The sequence below is a fragment of the Methanoregula sp. genome (assembly GCF_049686655.1).
Taxonomy (GTDB): domain Archaea; phylum Halobacteriota; class Methanomicrobia; order Methanomicrobiales; family Methanospirillaceae; genus Methanoregula.
This window is the reverse complement of the sequence record NZ_JBAVIG010000053.1, coordinates 50,553-66,812: the sequence shown is the minus strand read 5'-3', so window position 1 is coordinate 66,812 and position 16,260 is coordinate 50,553. Positions and strand designations below refer to the sequence as shown.

Genomic DNA, 16,260 nt, shown 5'->3' with positions numbered 1-16,260 from the left:
CGCCATGCCGCTCAATGAATCCTGGCAGACTGCGGAGATCCCGGGCCCGAAGAAGGCTTCACTCATAATCAAGCCGGATATCGCCGATGCGATGATCCGCAGGGCAAAACGCCCGATCATGATCGTGGGCCACGGGATCCTTGAATATGAGGTTGAAGGCAACTTCCTGATCGACTGCCTGATTGAACTTGCGAAGAAGGCGAAGATCCCGATCGTTGTCAGTGCCAGCACAAACAAGGAGTTCCTTGCCCGGGAATATGAACCGGCTGCGATCATGACAGCAATCGATATCAGCAACCGGCTGACCGATACCGAATGGAAAGGCCTGGACGGGAAAGATTCATACGATCTTGCGATCTTTGTAGGCCTGCCTTATTCCATGGAATGGACTATTCTCTCCGGGCTCAAGCACTTTGCGCCCGGGGTCAAGACCATGACCCTCGATTGCGTATACCAGCCTAATGCGAGCTGGTCATTCCCGAACAGTACCATAAAAGACTGGGCGGCAAACCTCAAGGGGATCGTTACGAACCTCGGGGATTAACCAACGGAGCACACCATGTTTGAGCATATCCCGGTCGAAGTAGGCCTTGTCCATGAAGGGGAGCGCGTCCGCAAGAACGACATGCAGGTGGAACTCGGCGGTCCTGAAGAGAAGGAGAAGTTCGAGATTGTCCGCGTACGGCCTGCCGACCGGATCACGGATGGTGCCATTACCATCATCGGTCCTGACCTCTCCGCCTTGGAGGAAGGAAAACACTATCCCCTCGGGATACTCGTGGAGATCTGTGGGGCAAAAGTCGAGCCCGACCTCGAAGGTGTGGTCGAGCGACGGATCCATGAATACTGCAATTATATCGAGGGGTTCATGCACCTCAACCAGCGGTATGATATCTGGGTGCGGCTCTCGAAGAAATCCTACAAGAAAGGGCTGACATCCTTCCGGATCATCGGCGAAGTGATGCAGGAACTCTTCCGGAACGAACTTCCTATCATCGAGAAGATCCAGATCAGCTTCATCACCGATCCTGAAGCAATCCGCCCGCTGTACGCAGATGCGATGCGAACCTACGAGACCCGGGATGCACGGGCCCGCGGTCTCTCAGACGAGGAAGTCGATACGTTTTACGGCTGTGCGCTCTGCCAGTCGTTTGCCCCTACCCATGTCTGTGTCATCACCCCCCAGCGCTATGCGAACTGCGGTGCAATCAGCTGGTTTGACGGCAGGGCTGCGGCAGGGATCGACCCCAAAGGGCCGATCTTTGCCATCGAAAAGGGCCAGTGCATCGATCCGGAGAAAGGGGAATATACCGGCATCAACGAGAGCGCCAAAAAACGCTCTATGGGCGAGGTGAACCGGGTCTACCTCTACTCGGCCTTCGGGTACCCTCACACGTCCTGCGGATGTTTTGAGGGGATCGCGTTCTATATCCCGGAAGTCGACGGTTTCGGGCTCGTACTCCGCGGGTACCGTAACGTGACCGTGAACGGCCTTGCCTTCTCTACCATGGCTGACTCCACAGCCGGAGGCCGGCAGATCGATGGCTTCCACGGGATCTCGCTCGAGTACATGCGGTCCACGAAATTCATGCATGCCGACGGAGGGTACGAACGGGTGGTCTGGATGCCGCACGAGACCCGGGAGCGTCTCCGGGACTACATTCCTGCAGCGGTCTACCCTGCAATCGCAACAGAAAAAGACGTGGAAACGCTTGAGGAGCTGAAGGTCTTCCTCAGGGACCACCATCACCCGGTTACGGCCCGGTGGGAAGCGGAATCAAAGGCTTCCGACACAAAAAACTCATCGATCCCTGTTTTCTCCGGGGGGGATATCCCCATTACGGCCGGTGGGTTCCGGATCATCCTGAAGAACGCGAAGATCACGGCCGAGAAAGTGATCATCCAGCCGATGCGGCCGGCATCGCTGCTGGGAGGTGGGCACCATGACGGGAAAAAACAGTAAACCCCCAGTCACCCCCGACCAGATCCTGCTGGCGCTTGCACCCCAGCTCCGGGAACTCTTCGATGGTGTTCACCAGGTAGAACTTGAGCATTTCTCCATGGAGATCGGTGATTTGGAGCTCTTTATCCCCACGACAGGCTTCGGGACTACGAATGCTGCACACGCCGCCCTGTCCCACTCCTGTGCAACGAAACCGATCGATCTGATCCGGGAACCCTACACGCCAATGGCATATTCCTTCCCCGGAAAGATTCGCGAAGTCACCCTCGGAGCCACGAAAGCCGAAGGTGGCAGCCGGTCACACTCCCTTGTTATCGGCGGTGCGACAATGCCTGCCTACTTCGATCGCACCCGGCCCCCGGTCCACTCCCCGGTGATCTCGCTCGATGTATTCGACATGCCGGTCAACCTCCCCAAGGTGCTGCGCGAGAACGTGGCTGACGTGATGGACGATCCTGCCGAATGGGCGAAGATGAATGTGAATAAGTTCGGGGCCGATGTGGTCACTATCCACTTGATGAGCACCGATCCCCTCTTCCGCAACGCGTCCCCGGCCACTGCCGTGAAGACCGTGGAAGAGATCCTTCAGGCAGTCGATGTCCCGCTCATCATTGGCGGGTGCGGCGACCCGAAGAAGGATGCCGAGGTATTCACGGCCGTTGCCGAGATGGCCGATGGGGAGCGACTGCTCATCAACTCCGTGACGCTGGACATGGCCACATCAAAGACCCTTGGCCGGGTGGCTACCGCCGCCAAGGACCACGGTCACGTGCTCCTTGCATTTACGGGCCTTGACCTGAACAACGCCAAGGAGCTCAACCGGCGTCTCTACGAGTACATCCCCCCGGAACAGGTCGTGATGGACCTGACCACAGTTGCTCTCGGCTATGGCCTTGAGTACTCCTTCACCATTCACGAGCGGGCACGGTATGCAGCACTGATGGGCGATAACGAACTTGCCCACCCGGTGATCTCCGCTGCCACCAATGCCTGGGCGGCCCGGGAAGCCTGGATGAAGATGCCCCCGGTCTTTGGTTCGCGGGAGCTCCGCGGCCCGGTCTGGGAGACGATCAATGCCATAACCCTTCTCCTTGCGGGGATCGATCTCTTCCTGATGATGCACCCGGCAGCGGTCCTGACCCTCAAGGAGCTGATCCCCCGTCTTGGCAACACCGGTACTGCATCGCCTGACCAGATTGCGGACTGGGTGGGGGTGCGCTTATGAGCCCTGACAATCCCCCCCCTGTCGGGAAGAAGCGCAAGAGCATAAAGGAGATAAGCCCGATCGATGCGTACAAACTGCTCCCGAAGACAAACTGCGGGGAGTGTCGTGAGGCAAACTGCATGGCCTTTGCCACGCGCCTTGTCAATGGCGAACTCATGCTTGCCGACTGCCCGCCGCTCCATACGCTCGAGTACCAGGATTCCCTTGAGAACCTTTCGCACCTGATGGCCCCGCCCGTGCGCACTGTCACCATCGGGACCGGTGACCGGGCGATCATGATCGGCGGCAAGTATGTACTCCAGCGGCATGACTTCACGTACCACAATCCGTCACCCATCGCTATTGACGTGCACGATCTCATGCCGGAAGCAGAACTGCTCGAACGGATCCGGCATATCGAGCAGTTCTCCTATAATTACATAGGCCGCACGCTCGTACTGAACGCGATTGCCATCCGTTCGGTATCCGGTGATCCTGTGATATTCAGCCGGGCCGTTCAGCGGGTTGCAGCAGCCAGCACCCTGCCCCTGATCCTCTGCACCCTGGATCCCGCGGTCATGCAGGCGGGTCTTTCCGAGGTGAGCCGCAGGCGGCCGCTGATGTATGCGGCAACGGAGGCGAACTGGAAACAGATGGCCGAGATTGCACTGGCACACAAGGTGCCGCTTGCAGTCTTTGCCCCGGGTAATCCCGCCCTGCTCCGCTCCCTTGTCCGTACCCTTATGGAGTACGGCCTGCACGATCTCGTCCTCGATCCTGGCACGTTCGCTGATGACGGGCTCTCAGATACGGTATCCAATTTCACGGAAATCCGGGCCGCTGCCTGCAAACAGTTCGACGAACTCTTCGGCTTCCCCCTGCTTGGTGTGCCACTCACCGTCTGGACCGGTGCGGAGCTCTCGGAAGACGTACTCAAGTGGAATGAGGCGATCACCGCCTCGATCCTTCTTTCCCGGTACGCGGATATGCTGATCATGCACAGCATGGACGGCTGGGTGCTCCTGCCGCAGTTGATCTGGCGCTTCAACCTCTACACGGATCCGCGGAAACCGGTCTCAGTTGAATCCGGTGTGAAAACCTTCGGGCGGCCGGATCCGCGCTCGCCGGTTCTCATCACTACCAACTATGCCCTTACGTACTTCACTGTCGAATCCGATATCAAAGCGGCAAACCTTGACTGTTACCTGATTGTAGTCGACACCGGGGGACTGAGCGTGGAAAGTGCCGTGGCGGGCCGGTATTTTACCGCGGATGCGATCTCCCATGCACTGAAAAACTACGATGTCGGCAGCCTGGTCAGCCACACGACCCTGATCATCCCGGGCCTTGCTGCCCGGCTGAGTGGCGAGACCGAGGAAGCCACCGGGTGGAAGATCCTGGTCGGCCCCAAGGACTCATCAGGGATCCCGCAGTTCCTCCGGGAACACTGGCAGCCTGAAAACGAATATAAGTAGTGTCTGCGGACTACATCATCTGCAATGGCGTTGGGCCGACACCCGAAAAGGAGATGCCGCGGCTCCGCAAATGAGGATGAATAATGGCTGATCTGATCCGTGTTCTCTTCCATCCCATGGAAAAAGATGCAATGGTTCCGGCGAAGACCACGGTCCTTGAGGCGATCCGGTCCGCCGGGATACAGATCGAGAGCATCTGCGGGGGCAGGGGGGAGTGCAACAAGTGCAAGGTGATCCATCTGCAGGGGGACTGCGATGCAGGGTCCCCGGAATCCCTCAAGGGTCTCACTCCCGAGGAAATTTCCCGGCACTACTGCCGTGCCTGCCAGACCCATGTGCTCGGGGGCTGCGAGTTCATCATCCCGGTCGAGAGCCGGATCGATTCCCCGAAGATCCTTCAGGCATATACCGGCGGTGCACGCGATCTCGCACCATCTGTCACGAAACACCCCCTCCTCACCACACCTGCCGGCCACCAATCCGGTCACAGGTCCCTGAAACTTTTGGACTATACCGGCCCTCGTCCCCACATGACAAAGGAGCAGCACGATCTCATGGCGGGAAGTACCGGGCTCATGACAGTTACGATCACCCGGTCAACCGGTTACCCGGAAGTAATGAAGATCGAAGCCGGCGACACGACCGGGAGAAATTATGGTCTTGCCATCGACCTTGGCACAACAACAGTTGTCGGCCTCCTCGTCAACCTTCTCACGGGAGAGACCTGTGCGGAGGCCTCGGCACTGAACAGGCAGATCACCTATGGCGAAGAGCTGCTGACCCGGATTGCTGCTGCCAAAAGACCCGGAGGAAAGGCCCGGCTCCAGCTTGCGGCAACCGAGAGCATCAATGCGGTCATCAGCCAGCTCGTGTCAGCTGCCCGCATTGGTCCGGATGATATCAACGATGTCTGCATTGCGGGAAATACGGTGATGCACTATCTTCTGCTCGGACACGATCCGGGCATCCTCGAGATCGCGAATGCCGATATCCCCCGCACCCCGTCGGTCGTGGAGGCCCGGACGCTGGGCCTCCATGTCCACAGTAATGCCTGTGTTTACTGTCTTCCCGATGTCAGCCGGTTCATCGGCGGCGATGCAGTAGGGGATACCGTTGCCTCCGGTATGTACACATCCCATGAACTCTCGCTTGTCGTTGACCTTGGCACCAATGGCGAGGTGATTCTCGGTAACGCAGAGTGGATGGCATCGGTTTCCTGTGCCTCGGGGCCAGCGTTCGAAGGGGCGGGGATCTCCTCCGGTCTCCGGGCGATGAAGGGGGCCATCGATCATGTTACGATCGATCCCGCTGGCGGTAATGTGTCATGGACCACGATCGGCAATGAGAGGCCAAAGGGGATCTGCGGGTCAGGTATTATCGATGCTGCGGCCGCTATGGCCGGTGCCGGTATCCTGGATTTCACCGGAAAGCTGGTGGACGGAAAAACCGGTGTCCGCCGGCGTGCCGGTAACGATGACGGAACCGTGGATGACGGTCTCGAATTTGTGCTTGTGAATAAAGACCGGACAGCTACCGGCCGGGACATCGTGATCACCCGCGATGATCTGGCGTACCTCATGGATTCCAAGGCAGCTGCCTGCGGCTCCATAGGTGTGCTCTTAAAGAAATACCGGGTCCGTGTGGGCGATGTGCGGCATGTCTATCTTGCTGGCGCGTTCGGTGCCTATGCAGACACGACAAAGATCGTGAAGCTTGGCATCATCCCGGATTTCTTCCATGCCGAATTCCACCAGATCGGGAACGGTTCCCTCTCCGGGGCAGCAGCGGCACTTGTCTCCCGGAAGAAACGGCAGGACGCACAGAAAGTGGCGCGGAAGATGGTTTATATTGACCTGCTGGTGGACGCGGATTTTATCGAGGAATATGCATCGGCACTGTACATCCCGGGCAGGCCGGAATATTTTCCCCGGTAAAACCATTATTCAAAGAGCCAGCCGAGGTCCTGGAGCTCCTCGATATGGGAGATCTGGCTGCTGATATCGGTTTTCTCGGGGATCTCAATCTTTGCCACGATCTTGTTGGAACCGCCGAATGTGTCGAGAGTTGCACCGAGTGCAACAAGGTCGCGGAGGATCTCGTCCTGCATCTTCTTGCGGTCGCCTTCGCCGAGTTCGGCGATCAGCTGGAATTCGGGGTGCTTCAGCACCGCGGTCTTGTTGATCGTGATACCGCTCTGGCTCTCGATGACTGCATCGAAAGCCTCGCGCCGCATCCTCTGGTTCTCCATGTGGGAATAGACCCGGTACCCGGTCTTGATCGAGGTGGCAATCTCGTCAATCTTTCCAACAATCTGGTCCACCATCACATCAAGCTGGTCCTGGGCGTGGGTAATGGCGAAGAGGTGGAAGTCATCCGTGTAGATCCACTGGATCTCCGTGGTGTTGGCTTTTTTATAGATCCGGTCGGTGATATTCCAGTCTCCCCGTTTCAGAGTGATGCCAAGGATCCTGAAATCCGGCGACCTGGATGCAATCACCGGGTAAACCTGCAGGTCGTCAATAAGGGAGGTTTCGTTATCCCGGAACTCATTGATCACCAGTTCAAAGTACCGGGTTTTCGGGTGGGGTGGTTTCAATATAACGCTGTCGAAAACCTTCCACTTGTATTCCATGACCTGCTGGATCTCGATCTCATCGCCGACATCTACGAGGTAAGAATGATCGATGTGGTTCTTGCCCACCTTCTGGTATTCATGGTAGACCACTTCTGTCATGGTTCTGCCCCGTCAACGGTTTTTTTGCGGTAAAAGCATCCGAGCAGCAAGGATATCCCGTATATTGTTCGTCTGAACGTCAGTCTTAGTATATGTTGTCATATGCAGTTATATGAGTGCTTTGGTAGAGTTGCCTGTTAAGACCGGGCGTTTTTTGAGATTTTTTTAAAAGAATACACTATTTCCCTGTCAAAACTGGTTCTCCCCTCAATACGTGTATCTGCCAGTATCACCAATATTCAGGGTACGGAAAGGAGTGCTGATGACGTCAGGTGAGGAATGCTGGGAAGAGAATTATGCCTCCCGGGGCCCCCTGTGGGGAGGAGCAGTGCATTTACTGCCGGACCTCCCGAACCGTGCCCGGGTCCTGGAACTTGGATGCGGTAATGGCAAGACACTGTCTGCCATGAGAAGTCGCGGGTGGAACGTAACCGGCATTGACATCTCTCCCCGTGCCCTCCAGCTTGCACGGCATGCATCTCCCGGGGAACCTGAAATAACTCTTGCCGTAGCAGACATCCGGCAACTGCCGTTTTGTGCCGGTTCATTCGATGCCGTATGTGCGTTTCATGTCCTTGGCCACATCTCCACTCTGGACCGGGCCTCTGCCCTGCAGGAAATCTCCCGTGTGACAAGGGCTGGCGGCCAGGTCTTTTTCCGGGATTTCTCAACCCGGGACTTCCGGTATGGCCAGGGAAAGGAGACGGGGCCCGGGACGTTTTTGCGGGGAAACGGGATACAGACCCATTATTTTACCGGCCGGGAAGTTGTCGATCTCTTCACAGGATTTGTTGCAGAATCCACAGGTACCTGTTCATGGCTGATGAGGGTGAAGGGAATGGAGTACGTCCGTTCTGAGATCACAGGAATCTTTGCCAAAAAGAGCTGACCTCTCGCATTAAGGAAACCCCCCTTATGAACCAGAATTGGTTCCGGTATCCCGGGGGATTATACCGGTATTAAAAATTTCAAAGAGATTGTAATATATTGTTTTGCTCTGTATTTCACTCATAGTTCACTGGTGAAACCTCCATCGTATCATCTGACACGACAGGGAAACTCAACTACAACAGGACTGTTTCCCCGCAATAAGAATCTACATTGAAGGCCGGCGGACTAACAGGAGGTAAAGGAAGATCATGTCTCACAGGACCACCTTGCTCATCAACTCTGATACCGGAGAATTGAAATGTAAAATCTGTGGAACCATATTTTTTTCTTCAGTAAAGCCGATCGCCGGCGAAGTCTACTACCATACCGAGTTCAGTTGTCCGAACGGGTGCAATGGCACTCCAGATCTTACGCCCGAGTTCAGATAGCGATGACCGGGGACATGGCAGCTCAGTCACCATCGCCTGACACTTCCCTTAACCTGAAGCAGGCCTCTGTCGGGGTCCGGAATACCGGGCCGGGATAACTTTCCCTTCGGCTGCATTAATACGGGGAATATCTTATCCAACCATTTACGTTTGTCTTTGACTCCCAGGAATCATGTTATGATGAATTTTGTGGATATGTGAACGATTTTCCTTCTTGCATTAAATTATAATCTCGTCCAACAATTTTCAGAAAACCGAAGTATCCCGGTTGGATTTTACACTTTTATGCTCCGTAGAAATCATTTTTTTCGAAGATGCGATGCCCCCCTCTTGCGCCACCAGTCCTCTGTGGGGGACGGGGCGCAGTGCGATGACCCGAGTCAAATGGCAGGTAATACAATAGTCATTGCAACCGGGGGATGCCATAGCGGCGGGGGCAAAAGTCTATAAAAGCGTCAGCGATTATGAGGTTTTCTACAGAGCAATTTTTAATTCAACTGCCATCCACTGTGCGTTATTTAAACAATTGAAAACAGGTATTATTCTTCCCCTTTCTTCCTCATCCGTACCATGATACAGAATGCCAGCGCAATGCCGGCAGGGATCCCGCTGAACCCGGGGGCGCCGGGCGTAGCGGTCGGCGGGATCACGGCGAGGAACACCGAGAGCTGGAGGGTCTGCCCGGCGGTCATGTTGATCGTCTTTGTCACTGGCGTATATCCGTCTTTCCGGAATTCCAGGGTGTGCGGGCCCGGAGCAATATCCATGAAGCTGGAGGGTATGTCACCAGTGTAGGTGCCGTCCATATACATCCGGACGCCCGATTGCGAGGAGAGCACGGTTATCTCGCCATTTGTTGACCCGGAACCTGCTGCCAGTTGTTTTGCCGGATCGACAACGGTGTGCGTGATCGCAGGGAGCGTATCGACATTATCCAGTTCCTTGGTATAATTGTCCGGGAACGTCACGGTCACTTTTGCCGGGGAGAAATCGGCTGAGATCACGCTGCTGACTGCGGAATTTTTCAGGGCGATCTCCGCTTTTGTGAAGTCTATGGTGGCGGTCTGGTACTGCGTTCCCGTGGGGACATCAGACACATCAGAGAAATTTTTTAAGAGAAGGGTGGCGCTGGACCGGTCCATCGAGACGAGCTGCGGGGGATCATTGCTGGTCGTAAGTCCTTTCTGCAGCTGATCCTGCAGGACAGACTGCGGGATTGCATTCTCGATCAGGCCGTCGAGCGTGAAACGGAATATGGCAACAGCATCGCCATTCTTATCGACCGTGATATCCAGTGAATTGGCGGTAAATGCATGGACCGGGCCAGCGATCAGCAGCGCCATGCAGACGAGAATGAGCCCACAGCGCAGGGTGCGTGATTGTGTCAGTGCCATAAAGTATATCCTGTCCTGTATGTATTCGGACTGTAGAAAGCGGCCGGTTGTTTTCGGCCGGACATTACCGGATAACTATACGATTGGGAAGTCGTTAAGTATTTTCTCTTACACCAGCCGGGTAAAAATTCACCTGTCTCCTCATGTTAATATACGCCCGGGGCGCATAGTTCCGGCAGATATGCTCGAATCCATCATTCCTCTCATGTTACATCTGGACCGGCATTTCAGCGGCGTAGTACATGAATACGGGATGTGGACGTACTTTCTTATCTTCTGTATCATCTTTCTGGAAACCGGTTTTGTCATCATGCCGTTCCTTCCCGGCGACTCGCTGCTCTTTGTTGCCGGTGCAGCTGCCGCGAGTGGCATCCTCGACCTATGGTGGCTCGTCGTTGCAATCATTGTTGGTGCCGTCTTGGGAGACACTGTTAACTACTGGATTGGCAACTACGTCGGAATCCACGTCTTTATCGAACGGTTCCCGAACCTGGTAAAGAAAGAGTACATTGACAGGACATACGGCTTCTATGAAAAATACGGCGGCACTACCATCTTCGTTTCCCGGTTCGTTCCTGTCGTGAGGACCTTTGCGCCTTTCCTTGCCGGTGTAGGGTCCATGAAATACTACCGGTTCCTGTTCTATAATATCCTCGGCGCCACGGCATGGACGCTGCTGGTGGTGCTGGCCGGGTACTATACGGGAACCTTTCCTGTCGTGCGGGAGAACATGGGCCTGCTGATGATCGGTGTCCTCATTATCACCGCAGGGACCGTGCTGTTTATTGCATGGAGCGTGCTCTCTTCTTACCGGAACCGAAAGCCTTCCGGGAAAGATGAGGTGTAAGGGTTCCCGGTTTTCCCCCATCGTCGCTGTTTTCAGCATCCCTGCCGACGGGACATAAACCCGTTTTTTTGCTGTAAGCCCTCAGTTCTGTAATCCGTGAATACCATTGACCTGTTGCGGATGTATCGGGAACCGATGAAAAAACGGGGGATGAACCAATCCATGGTTGTGAAGATACATCTGATAGTTAAGGGTATAGTGAAAATTAGTCCGGGAAGACCGGAATTCCCGCAAAACTACAGCAAATACGAATTATTTTTCCTTTGTTACGACAAGTCCCCTGTTGTCCACTTTTGTGGCAATTGCAATTTTGAGGCCGAGCGGTTTGATCAGGTTTTCCATCGCTTTCCTGTCCCGTTCCGTGACTACAGCGATAGACGGGCCGACAGAACTCATACCTACAAACTCCAGGTCCTTCTCCCGAAGCCGGCTCATGTAATGGTAGATCTCGAAACTGTGGTGCTCCACCTCGGCCCGCTTCGAGCCCCGGAACTCGATCTCCCAGACCACATCACCGGCTTTCCTGAGATCGCCTTTCTCAAGCGCAGGAATTAGGTCCATCAGGAAGAGGTAGGCTTTGAGCTCGCGGTCCCGGTAATCGAGGGTCCGGGCCTTGTTCATCAGGAGATCGAACTCCTGCGTGCCGGCAGACGAGGTGTCGGTGGGCGGGATTATGATGAAGACGTTCTTCCCTTCTGCAAACGGATGGTGGTAGACGAGAGAGAGTTCATCGCCCATCACGGCCATGCCGCCATTGATGCTGACGGCCGGGCCGACGCCAGTCTCAAAACCAAATGCGATCCTTCCATCCGCGGTTTCCTCTACGTAGTTGTGCCCGATCAGGTGGCGGAGCTGTGTAGTGGATAGCGGGGAACCGACCGCCTCGTTCATTGCAGTTGCCACAGCGATCATTACCGTGCTGGTCGAGCCAAGCCCCACGTGCTTGTGTTCGTGGTCCGTGATTTTTATCCGGAAACCCCCGGTATATCCCACAACTTTCCTGAAGACCGCTACGAAGTTCTGGATAATCGGTGCCCGGTTATAGTCGATGACGATCTCTTTTTTTGTACAACCGACTTCGGCCGTGCAGTAGCACTGGATTGCAAACCCGATACCTCCCCCGCCCGGGTGATCAGGTGCGAACCGGTTCATGTCCAGGACCGTGAGGTGGATACGGGCCGGTGCCCTGACATGAACGGTTCCTGCCACGGGTTTGAGCTCATACTCCTTCTTTTCAAGTCCCAGCGTCTTGAGATCTTTTCCCGGGGCAAACTCCTTGAACTCGTATTCCACGAGATCGAGATCGCCGCCACGTATCTTCATGATCGGCATAGGTACATTCACTGTCAGGGGCGGGAGATAAAATGGTTGTGATGTATCGTTTCGGAAACAGGAAGTAATTTACTGTAAGGATCTGTGTTGTACTTACTGCAGCTCTTTACCCTGCATGAACCTCACACGGGTGGCGTGCCCCGGTTTCACCCCGGGTAATCAGGAGGATGATACAAGGTATTCCGGAAAGTCATAACGGTTAAAACAGGGATTTTCATTTCTTTGATTCCCGGTCAAAGAATATATTTTTGCCTGTCGCCGAGAGCGGGATCGCATAGGCAACCGTGCATTCCCTGCCAAGGAAACCGAGATCGAGCGCCGCCACGCCTCCGGTAAACATGAGCCGGTTGTCTATGTTGTGGATCTGGGCGGTCTTCACGGCAGAACCTGCCGCGATCCCAAGATCGGTCATCCGGACTGCGCAGTTCGGGCCCTGGTAATCGGTTGAAGGATTTTTCCTTACTTCGTAGTCCTTTGAGTATTCCGCACAGCTCTTAAAACCGCATGCACCGCAGTTGATGCCGACCGGTACATCCCCTTTTACCCCGATGAGAACGCAGGCTTCCGTATCGGCAAAGTTCTTCGAGTCCCTGATAAAGAAGGCGAGATCCCGTTTTTTCCCCTCTTTTGCCAGCCAGTCTGAGATCGCCTCGATCTCACGGGCTGTGAGCACCTTATACAGGAGGGTGTCCTGGCCCCGGGCTTTCGGGGCAGTGCGGGCGGCAAGGATCATGAGTCCGGCTACCATGTTGAGAGCGTCTTTTTCTGCAGTCATACCGGAATATCTGGCAGTTCCGGTGAATAAAAGGACGGTATACTGGTGTCTCAATTACGTTCATTAAAAAGACCGGCTACTATGGCAGGGTATGGATGCAGTACGGGATTGATCCCCGTTTTTCGCCAGGCATTTCTCTATTCGGCAGGTACATTAACAGGCTCCGTCAATATCTCGTAAGATTACGAAATGGACACGAAGCAGAAGATCATCATATTCGTCCTCATGCTCGGCACGCTCATGGGGTCGCTCGACTCAACTATCGTTATTCTTGCCTTCCCTACCATCTCCGATTCCCTGCATGCCACGTTCATCGCAACGCTATGGGTAATCCTGATCTACCTCCTTATTGTCGCGGTCTGCACAACCCAGCTCGGCCGGATCGGGGACATCTATGGCAGGAGCCGGATGTTCAATGCCGGCTTTGGCGTCTTCACGTTTGGATCGCTCTTCTGCGGCCTTTCCCCGGGCATTTACTGGCTGATATTCTCCCGCGGGATCCAGGCAGTCGGCGGTGCGCTCATGCAGGCCAACAGCGGCGCGATCATTGCCGACACGTTCCCGCCCAATGTGAGGGGAACCGCGTACGGGTACATCTCACTGGGCTGGTCGAGCGGCGCCATGCTCGGCATTGTACTTGGCGGTATCATCACGACCTATGTAGGCTGGGAATACATATTCTTCATCAACGTCCCCATCGGCATTGCGGCCACGCTCCTCGGCTTGAGGTACGTGACAGAAAATACCCGGGTGAATGCCCGGCTCGATACCACCGGGATGTTCCTGATGGGTACTGCACTGACGTTCATATCGTTCAGCGGCGTGGATTTTGCTACTGAGGGGACGGCGCCCCTGAATATTGCCGCGTTAGGTATCGGTGCGGTCTTCATCCTGCTCTTCGTGCTTTTTGAACTACAGACAGAACGACCGATTATCGATTTTTCCGCACTGCGCAACCGGATCCTCAGGTATTCCATGCTGGCGGCATTCTTCCTCAGTCTCGGGTACCTGTCGGTAGTGTTTCTTATCACTATGTACCTGCAGGGCATCCGCGCCTTATCGCCTCTCGATGCTGCGCTTCTCCTCACCCCGGGGTATATCGTGGGCAGCCTGCTCGCGCCATACATGGGAAAGCTTTCCGACCGGTACGGGGCAAGGATGCTTGCGACATCTGGCACCCTTATGCTGATCCTTGCCACCCTCATCTACCTGACACTTGGGGTCGCGACCCCTCTCTGGGTCGTACTGATCGCCTCGGGAATATCAGGATTGGGAACAGCGATGTTCTTCCCGTCCAACAACAGTGCCGTCATGGCAAATGCCCCGCAGGGTTCCTATGGAGGGATATCCGGTATCCTGAGAACATTGCAGAATATCGGTATCCTGGGAAGTTTCGTGATTGCCATCACCGTCTCCGCGGCCTCGATACCAAGGGACGTGGCATTCGAGGTTTTCATTGGCACCACCAATCTTGTGGGAGGGGTCTCCAGTGCATTCATCAGGGGAATCGATGCCGCTCTCTGGGCCTCGGTTGCCATCATCGGTATTGCGGGGGTGCTTTCATGGATGCGGGGTCAGGAGACACGCGAGGCGGCACCTGAATAGTAAATATATTTATGGAACCTGCTTCTGAAAACCGATGACACCGGTGTGGCGTCCAGACCGGCGGTTTGCAACCGGAATAAAGGCAAGGGTTTTCCAGTGGGGTGCCTTTAAGTTGGGTGCCCTTATGATGCAAGAATTTATACAACATTGTACGCGAAATCTGGATCGCGAATAGAAATACTGGTGACGATGCGCACATAGTGTTGTCATCTCCAGGGTTACGAGGTTAACATGAAAACCGGTGGAAATACAGTCCTGATCACTGGCGGGGCGACAGGCATCGGCCTCGCCCTGGCCGAAGAGTTTGTCAAAGCGGGCAGCGAGGTCATCGTCTGTGCGAGGACGGAAGAGAACCTGAAACAGGCAAAAGATAAGCTGCCCTCGCTGCATACGAAAAAATGCGACATAGCAAAAGAAGACGAACGAGAATCACTCTGCGACTGGGCAGTTGCCAACTTTAAGGACCTGAACGTTCTGGTGAATAACGCGGGCATCCAGAGAATGATCGATTTCAGAAAAGGGACTGCAGACCTTTTCAGGCACCGGGCGGAAGACGGTGAGGACGAGATCGAAGTCAACCTGAGAGCCCTCATCTATATGACCGCACTTTTTACTCCCCACCTGATGAAACGGAAAGAAGCAGCGATCATCAATGTCTCTTCGGGCCTCGCCTTTTACCCCATGGCCCCGCTTCCTGTCTACTGCGCGACCAAGGCGGCCGTCCACAGCTTCAGCCTCACACTCCGGCAGCAGCTGGAGGAGACACCGGTCAAAGTATTCGAGTTGATTCCACCGATGGTGGACACGAACCTGGACAAGGGTGCACGAAAAGCCAGGGGACAGACGTATTTCGGATTAACCACGGCCGAATTCATCATCCCGGTCATGCAGTCATTCGGGAACGACGAATACGAGATCCGGGTCCAGGACCCGAAACTGGCAGCCATGAGGGGAGATCATCCGGGCGGGCCATCAGTGGGCCAGAAAAAATGATCTCTTCTCCGAGGAAATCGTATCGGAAAAACCGAATGCCACGTAGACCCGATCGTATATTCCCCGGCCACATGTTTCGATCTCGGGAAACAGATCGGAAATGCGTTCTTTAGCCGGAAAGAAGCATATGCAGGATTAATGCCGGGTTCTCAGCCGGACAGATCAATCTTTTAAAAACAAGTGGATTTATGCCGATACCATGAGCGCCACGCCATCGAACGCGGCAACCGTTCTCTCGCCATCGTATACCATGACCCGGTACGTGGAGTATTTTCCATTGTCTGCCACCCGGTTTGCAACCGCCACGAGGTCCCCGGTTGCAGGGACGAGATACTGGATGTGAACGGAGACTGCGACCCGGTCTATGCCGCCACAGTTTGCTGCAACCCCGAATGCATGATCCGCGAGCGAGAAGATCGCTCCCCCGTGGGCTACGCCATGGGCATTCTTCTTCTCTGAACCGTTCATGATGACCCGGGCGTAGCCGTCCCGGGCCTCGGTAACCCGCATACCCAGCAATCGGGCAAACTCACTCACGTCAAAGGCATCGACCTGCATTTTCACCGTGCTGTCCGGCACAGTGCCGGGGGGATGAGGATTCTGTGTCATGGAGAGAGAC

14 protein-coding genes are annotated in these 16,260 nt (G+C 55.2%); 9 read left to right on the top strand and 5 right to left on the bottom strand.

Features of this window, described 5'->3' with window-relative positions:
• Positions 1-4: 4 nt before the first annotated feature.
• The 5 genes from cdhB to WBL42_RS07090 all read left to right on the top strand — a co-directional run bounded on the left by cdhB (position 5) and on the right by WBL42_RS07090 (position 6,576).
• A complete protein-coding gene (gene cdhB / locus WBL42_RS07110) occupies positions 5-544 on the top strand; it encodes a CO dehydrogenase/acetyl-CoA synthase complex subunit epsilon (RefSeq protein WP_424720579.1) in 540 nt (179 codons plus the stop codon).
• 15 nt (positions 545-559) lie between these two features.
• A complete protein-coding gene (gene cdhC / locus WBL42_RS07105) occupies positions 560-1,963 on the top strand; it encodes a CO dehydrogenase/CO-methylating acetyl-CoA synthase complex subunit beta (RefSeq protein WP_424720578.1) in 1,404 nt (467 codons plus the stop codon).
• On the top strand, positions 1,944-3,188 hold the full coding sequence (cdhD, locus tag WBL42_RS07100; RefSeq protein WP_424720577.1) for a CO dehydrogenase/acetyl-CoA synthase subunit delta: 1,245 nt from the start codon (positions 1,944-1,946) through the stop codon (positions 3,186-3,188). The genes cdhC and cdhD overlap by 20 nt, the downstream gene beginning before the upstream one ends.
• Entirely contained in the window at positions 3,185-4,642 is a 1,458-nt protein-coding gene (acsC, locus tag WBL42_RS07095; protein WP_424720576.1) for an acetyl-CoA decarbonylase/synthase complex subunit gamma, read from the top strand. The genes cdhD and acsC overlap by 4 nt, the downstream gene beginning before the upstream one ends.
• An 83-nt stretch (positions 4,643-4,725) precedes the next feature.
• Positions 4,726-6,576, top strand: coding sequence for an ASKHA domain-containing protein (locus tag WBL42_RS07090; protein ID WP_424720575.1), 1,851 nt, complete (start codon positions 4,726-4,728; stop codon positions 6,574-6,576).
• Positions 6,577-6,581: 5 nt separating this feature from the next.
• On the opposite strand, the gene WBL42_RS07085 is transcribed toward WBL42_RS07090, so the two are convergent.
• Positions 6,582-7,376 (bottom strand): hypothetical protein, encoded by a 795-nt coding sequence (locus WBL42_RS07085; RefSeq protein ID WP_424720574.1) that lies wholly within the window; start codon positions 7,374-7,376, stop codon positions 6,582-6,584.
• A gap of 262 nt (positions 7,377-7,638) precedes the next feature.
• On the opposite strand from WBL42_RS07085, the gene WBL42_RS07080 reads away from it, so the two are divergent.
• On the top strand, positions 7,639-8,265 hold the full coding sequence (locus WBL42_RS07080; RefSeq protein ID WP_424720573.1) for a class I SAM-dependent methyltransferase: 627 nt from the start codon (positions 7,639-7,641) through the stop codon (positions 8,263-8,265).
• 969 nt (positions 8,266-9,234) lie between these two features.
• On the opposite strand, the gene WBL42_RS07075 is transcribed toward WBL42_RS07080, so the two are convergent.
• Positions 9,235-10,089 (bottom strand): PEGA domain-containing protein, encoded by an 855-nt coding sequence (locus tag WBL42_RS07075; RefSeq protein WP_424720572.1) that lies wholly within the window; start codon positions 10,087-10,089, stop codon positions 9,235-9,237.
• Between the two features lie 181 nt (positions 10,090-10,270).
• On the opposite strand from WBL42_RS07075, the gene WBL42_RS07070 reads away from it, so the two are divergent.
• Positions 10,271-10,936: a VTT domain-containing protein gene (locus tag WBL42_RS07070; protein ID WP_424720571.1), complete on the top strand. Its 666-nt coding sequence runs from the start codon at positions 10,271-10,273 to the stop codon at positions 10,934-10,936.
• A 252-nt stretch (positions 10,937-11,188) separates the two neighbouring features.
• Here the strand turns inward: WBL42_RS07070 and WBL42_RS07065 are convergent, their stop codons facing one another.
• Together WBL42_RS07065 and WBL42_RS07060 are read right to left on the bottom strand one after the other, a co-directional pair.
• Positions 11,189-12,268 (bottom strand): GHMP kinase, encoded by a 1,080-nt coding sequence (locus WBL42_RS07065; protein WP_424720570.1) that lies wholly within the window; start codon positions 12,266-12,268, stop codon positions 11,189-11,191.
• A 214-nt stretch (positions 12,269-12,482) separates the two neighbouring features.
• The gene (locus tag WBL42_RS07060) at positions 12,483-13,043 is read right to left on the bottom strand and encodes a ferredoxin domain-containing protein (RefSeq protein ID WP_424720569.1); all 561 of its coding nucleotides are present in this window, start codon (positions 13,041-13,043) and stop codon (positions 12,483-12,485) included.
• A gap of 189 nt (positions 13,044-13,232) precedes the next feature.
• Here WBL42_RS07060 and WBL42_RS07055 point away from each other — a divergent pair, with 189 nt between their 5' ends.
• Positions 13,233-14,648: an MFS transporter gene (locus WBL42_RS07055; protein ID WP_424720568.1), complete on the top strand. Its 1,416-nt coding sequence runs from the start codon at positions 13,233-13,235 to the stop codon at positions 14,646-14,648.
• 231 nt (positions 14,649-14,879) lie between these two features.
• Positions 14,880-15,641 (top strand): SDR family oxidoreductase, encoded by a 762-nt coding sequence (locus tag WBL42_RS07050; RefSeq protein ID WP_424720567.1) that lies wholly within the window; start codon positions 14,880-14,882, stop codon positions 15,639-15,641.
• Positions 15,642-15,827: 186 nt separating this feature from the next.
• On the opposite strand, the gene WBL42_RS07045 is transcribed toward WBL42_RS07050, so the two are convergent.
• Entirely contained in the window at positions 15,828-16,250 is a 423-nt protein-coding gene (locus tag WBL42_RS07045; RefSeq protein ID WP_424720566.1) for a PaaI family thioesterase, read from the bottom strand.
• Positions 16,251-16,260: the final 10 nt, after the last annotated feature.

What these genes read in the sequence shown, in the direction of transcription:
- WBL42_RS07045 (WP_424720566.1), bottom strand. Translation starts at nt 16,250, where the DNA reads ATGACACAGAATCCTCATCCCCCCGGCACTGTGCCGGACAGCACGGTG.
- acsC (WP_424720576.1), top strand. Translation starts at nt 3,185, where the DNA reads ATGAGCCCTGACAATCCCCCCCCTGTCGGGAAGAAGCGCAAGAGCATA.
- cdhD (WP_424720577.1), top strand. Translation starts at nt 1,944, where the DNA reads ATGACGGGAAAAAACAGTAAACCCCCAGTCACCCCCGACCAGATCCTG.
- WBL42_RS07070 (WP_424720571.1), top strand. Translation starts at nt 10,271, where the DNA reads ATGCTCGAATCCATCATTCCTCTCATGTTACATCTGGACCGGCATTTC.
- WBL42_RS07090 (WP_424720575.1), top strand. Translation starts at nt 4,726, where the DNA reads ATGGCTGATCTGATCCGTGTTCTCTTCCATCCCATGGAAAAAGATGCA.
- WBL42_RS07080 (WP_424720573.1), top strand. Translation starts at nt 7,639, where the DNA reads ATGACGTCAGGTGAGGAATGCTGGGAAGAGAATTATGCCTCCCGGGGC.
- WBL42_RS07085 (WP_424720574.1), bottom strand. Translation starts at nt 7,376, where the DNA reads ATGACAGAAGTGGTCTACCATGAATACCAGAAGGTGGGCAAGAACCAC.
- cdhC (WP_424720578.1), top strand. Translation starts at nt 560, where the DNA reads ATGTTTGAGCATATCCCGGTCGAAGTAGGCCTTGTCCATGAAGGGGAG.
- WBL42_RS07065 (WP_424720570.1), bottom strand. Translation starts at nt 12,268, where the DNA reads ATGCCGATCATGAAGATACGTGGCGGCGATCTCGATCTCGTGGAATAC.
- WBL42_RS07075 (WP_424720572.1), bottom strand. Translation starts at nt 10,089, where the DNA reads ATGGCACTGACACAATCACGCACCCTGCGCTGTGGGCTCATTCTCGTC.
- cdhB (WP_424720579.1), top strand. Translation starts at nt 5, where the DNA reads ATGCCGCTCAATGAATCCTGGCAGACTGCGGAGATCCCGGGCCCGAAG.
- WBL42_RS07050 (WP_424720567.1), top strand. Translation starts at nt 14,880, where the DNA reads ATGAAAACCGGTGGAAATACAGTCCTGATCACTGGCGGGGCGACAGGC.
- WBL42_RS07060 (WP_424720569.1), bottom strand. Translation starts at nt 13,043, where the DNA reads ATGACTGCAGAAAAAGACGCTCTCAACATGGTAGCCGGACTCATGATC.
- WBL42_RS07055 (WP_424720568.1), top strand. Translation starts at nt 13,233, where the DNA reads ATGGACACGAAGCAGAAGATCATCATATTCGTCCTCATGCTCGGCACG.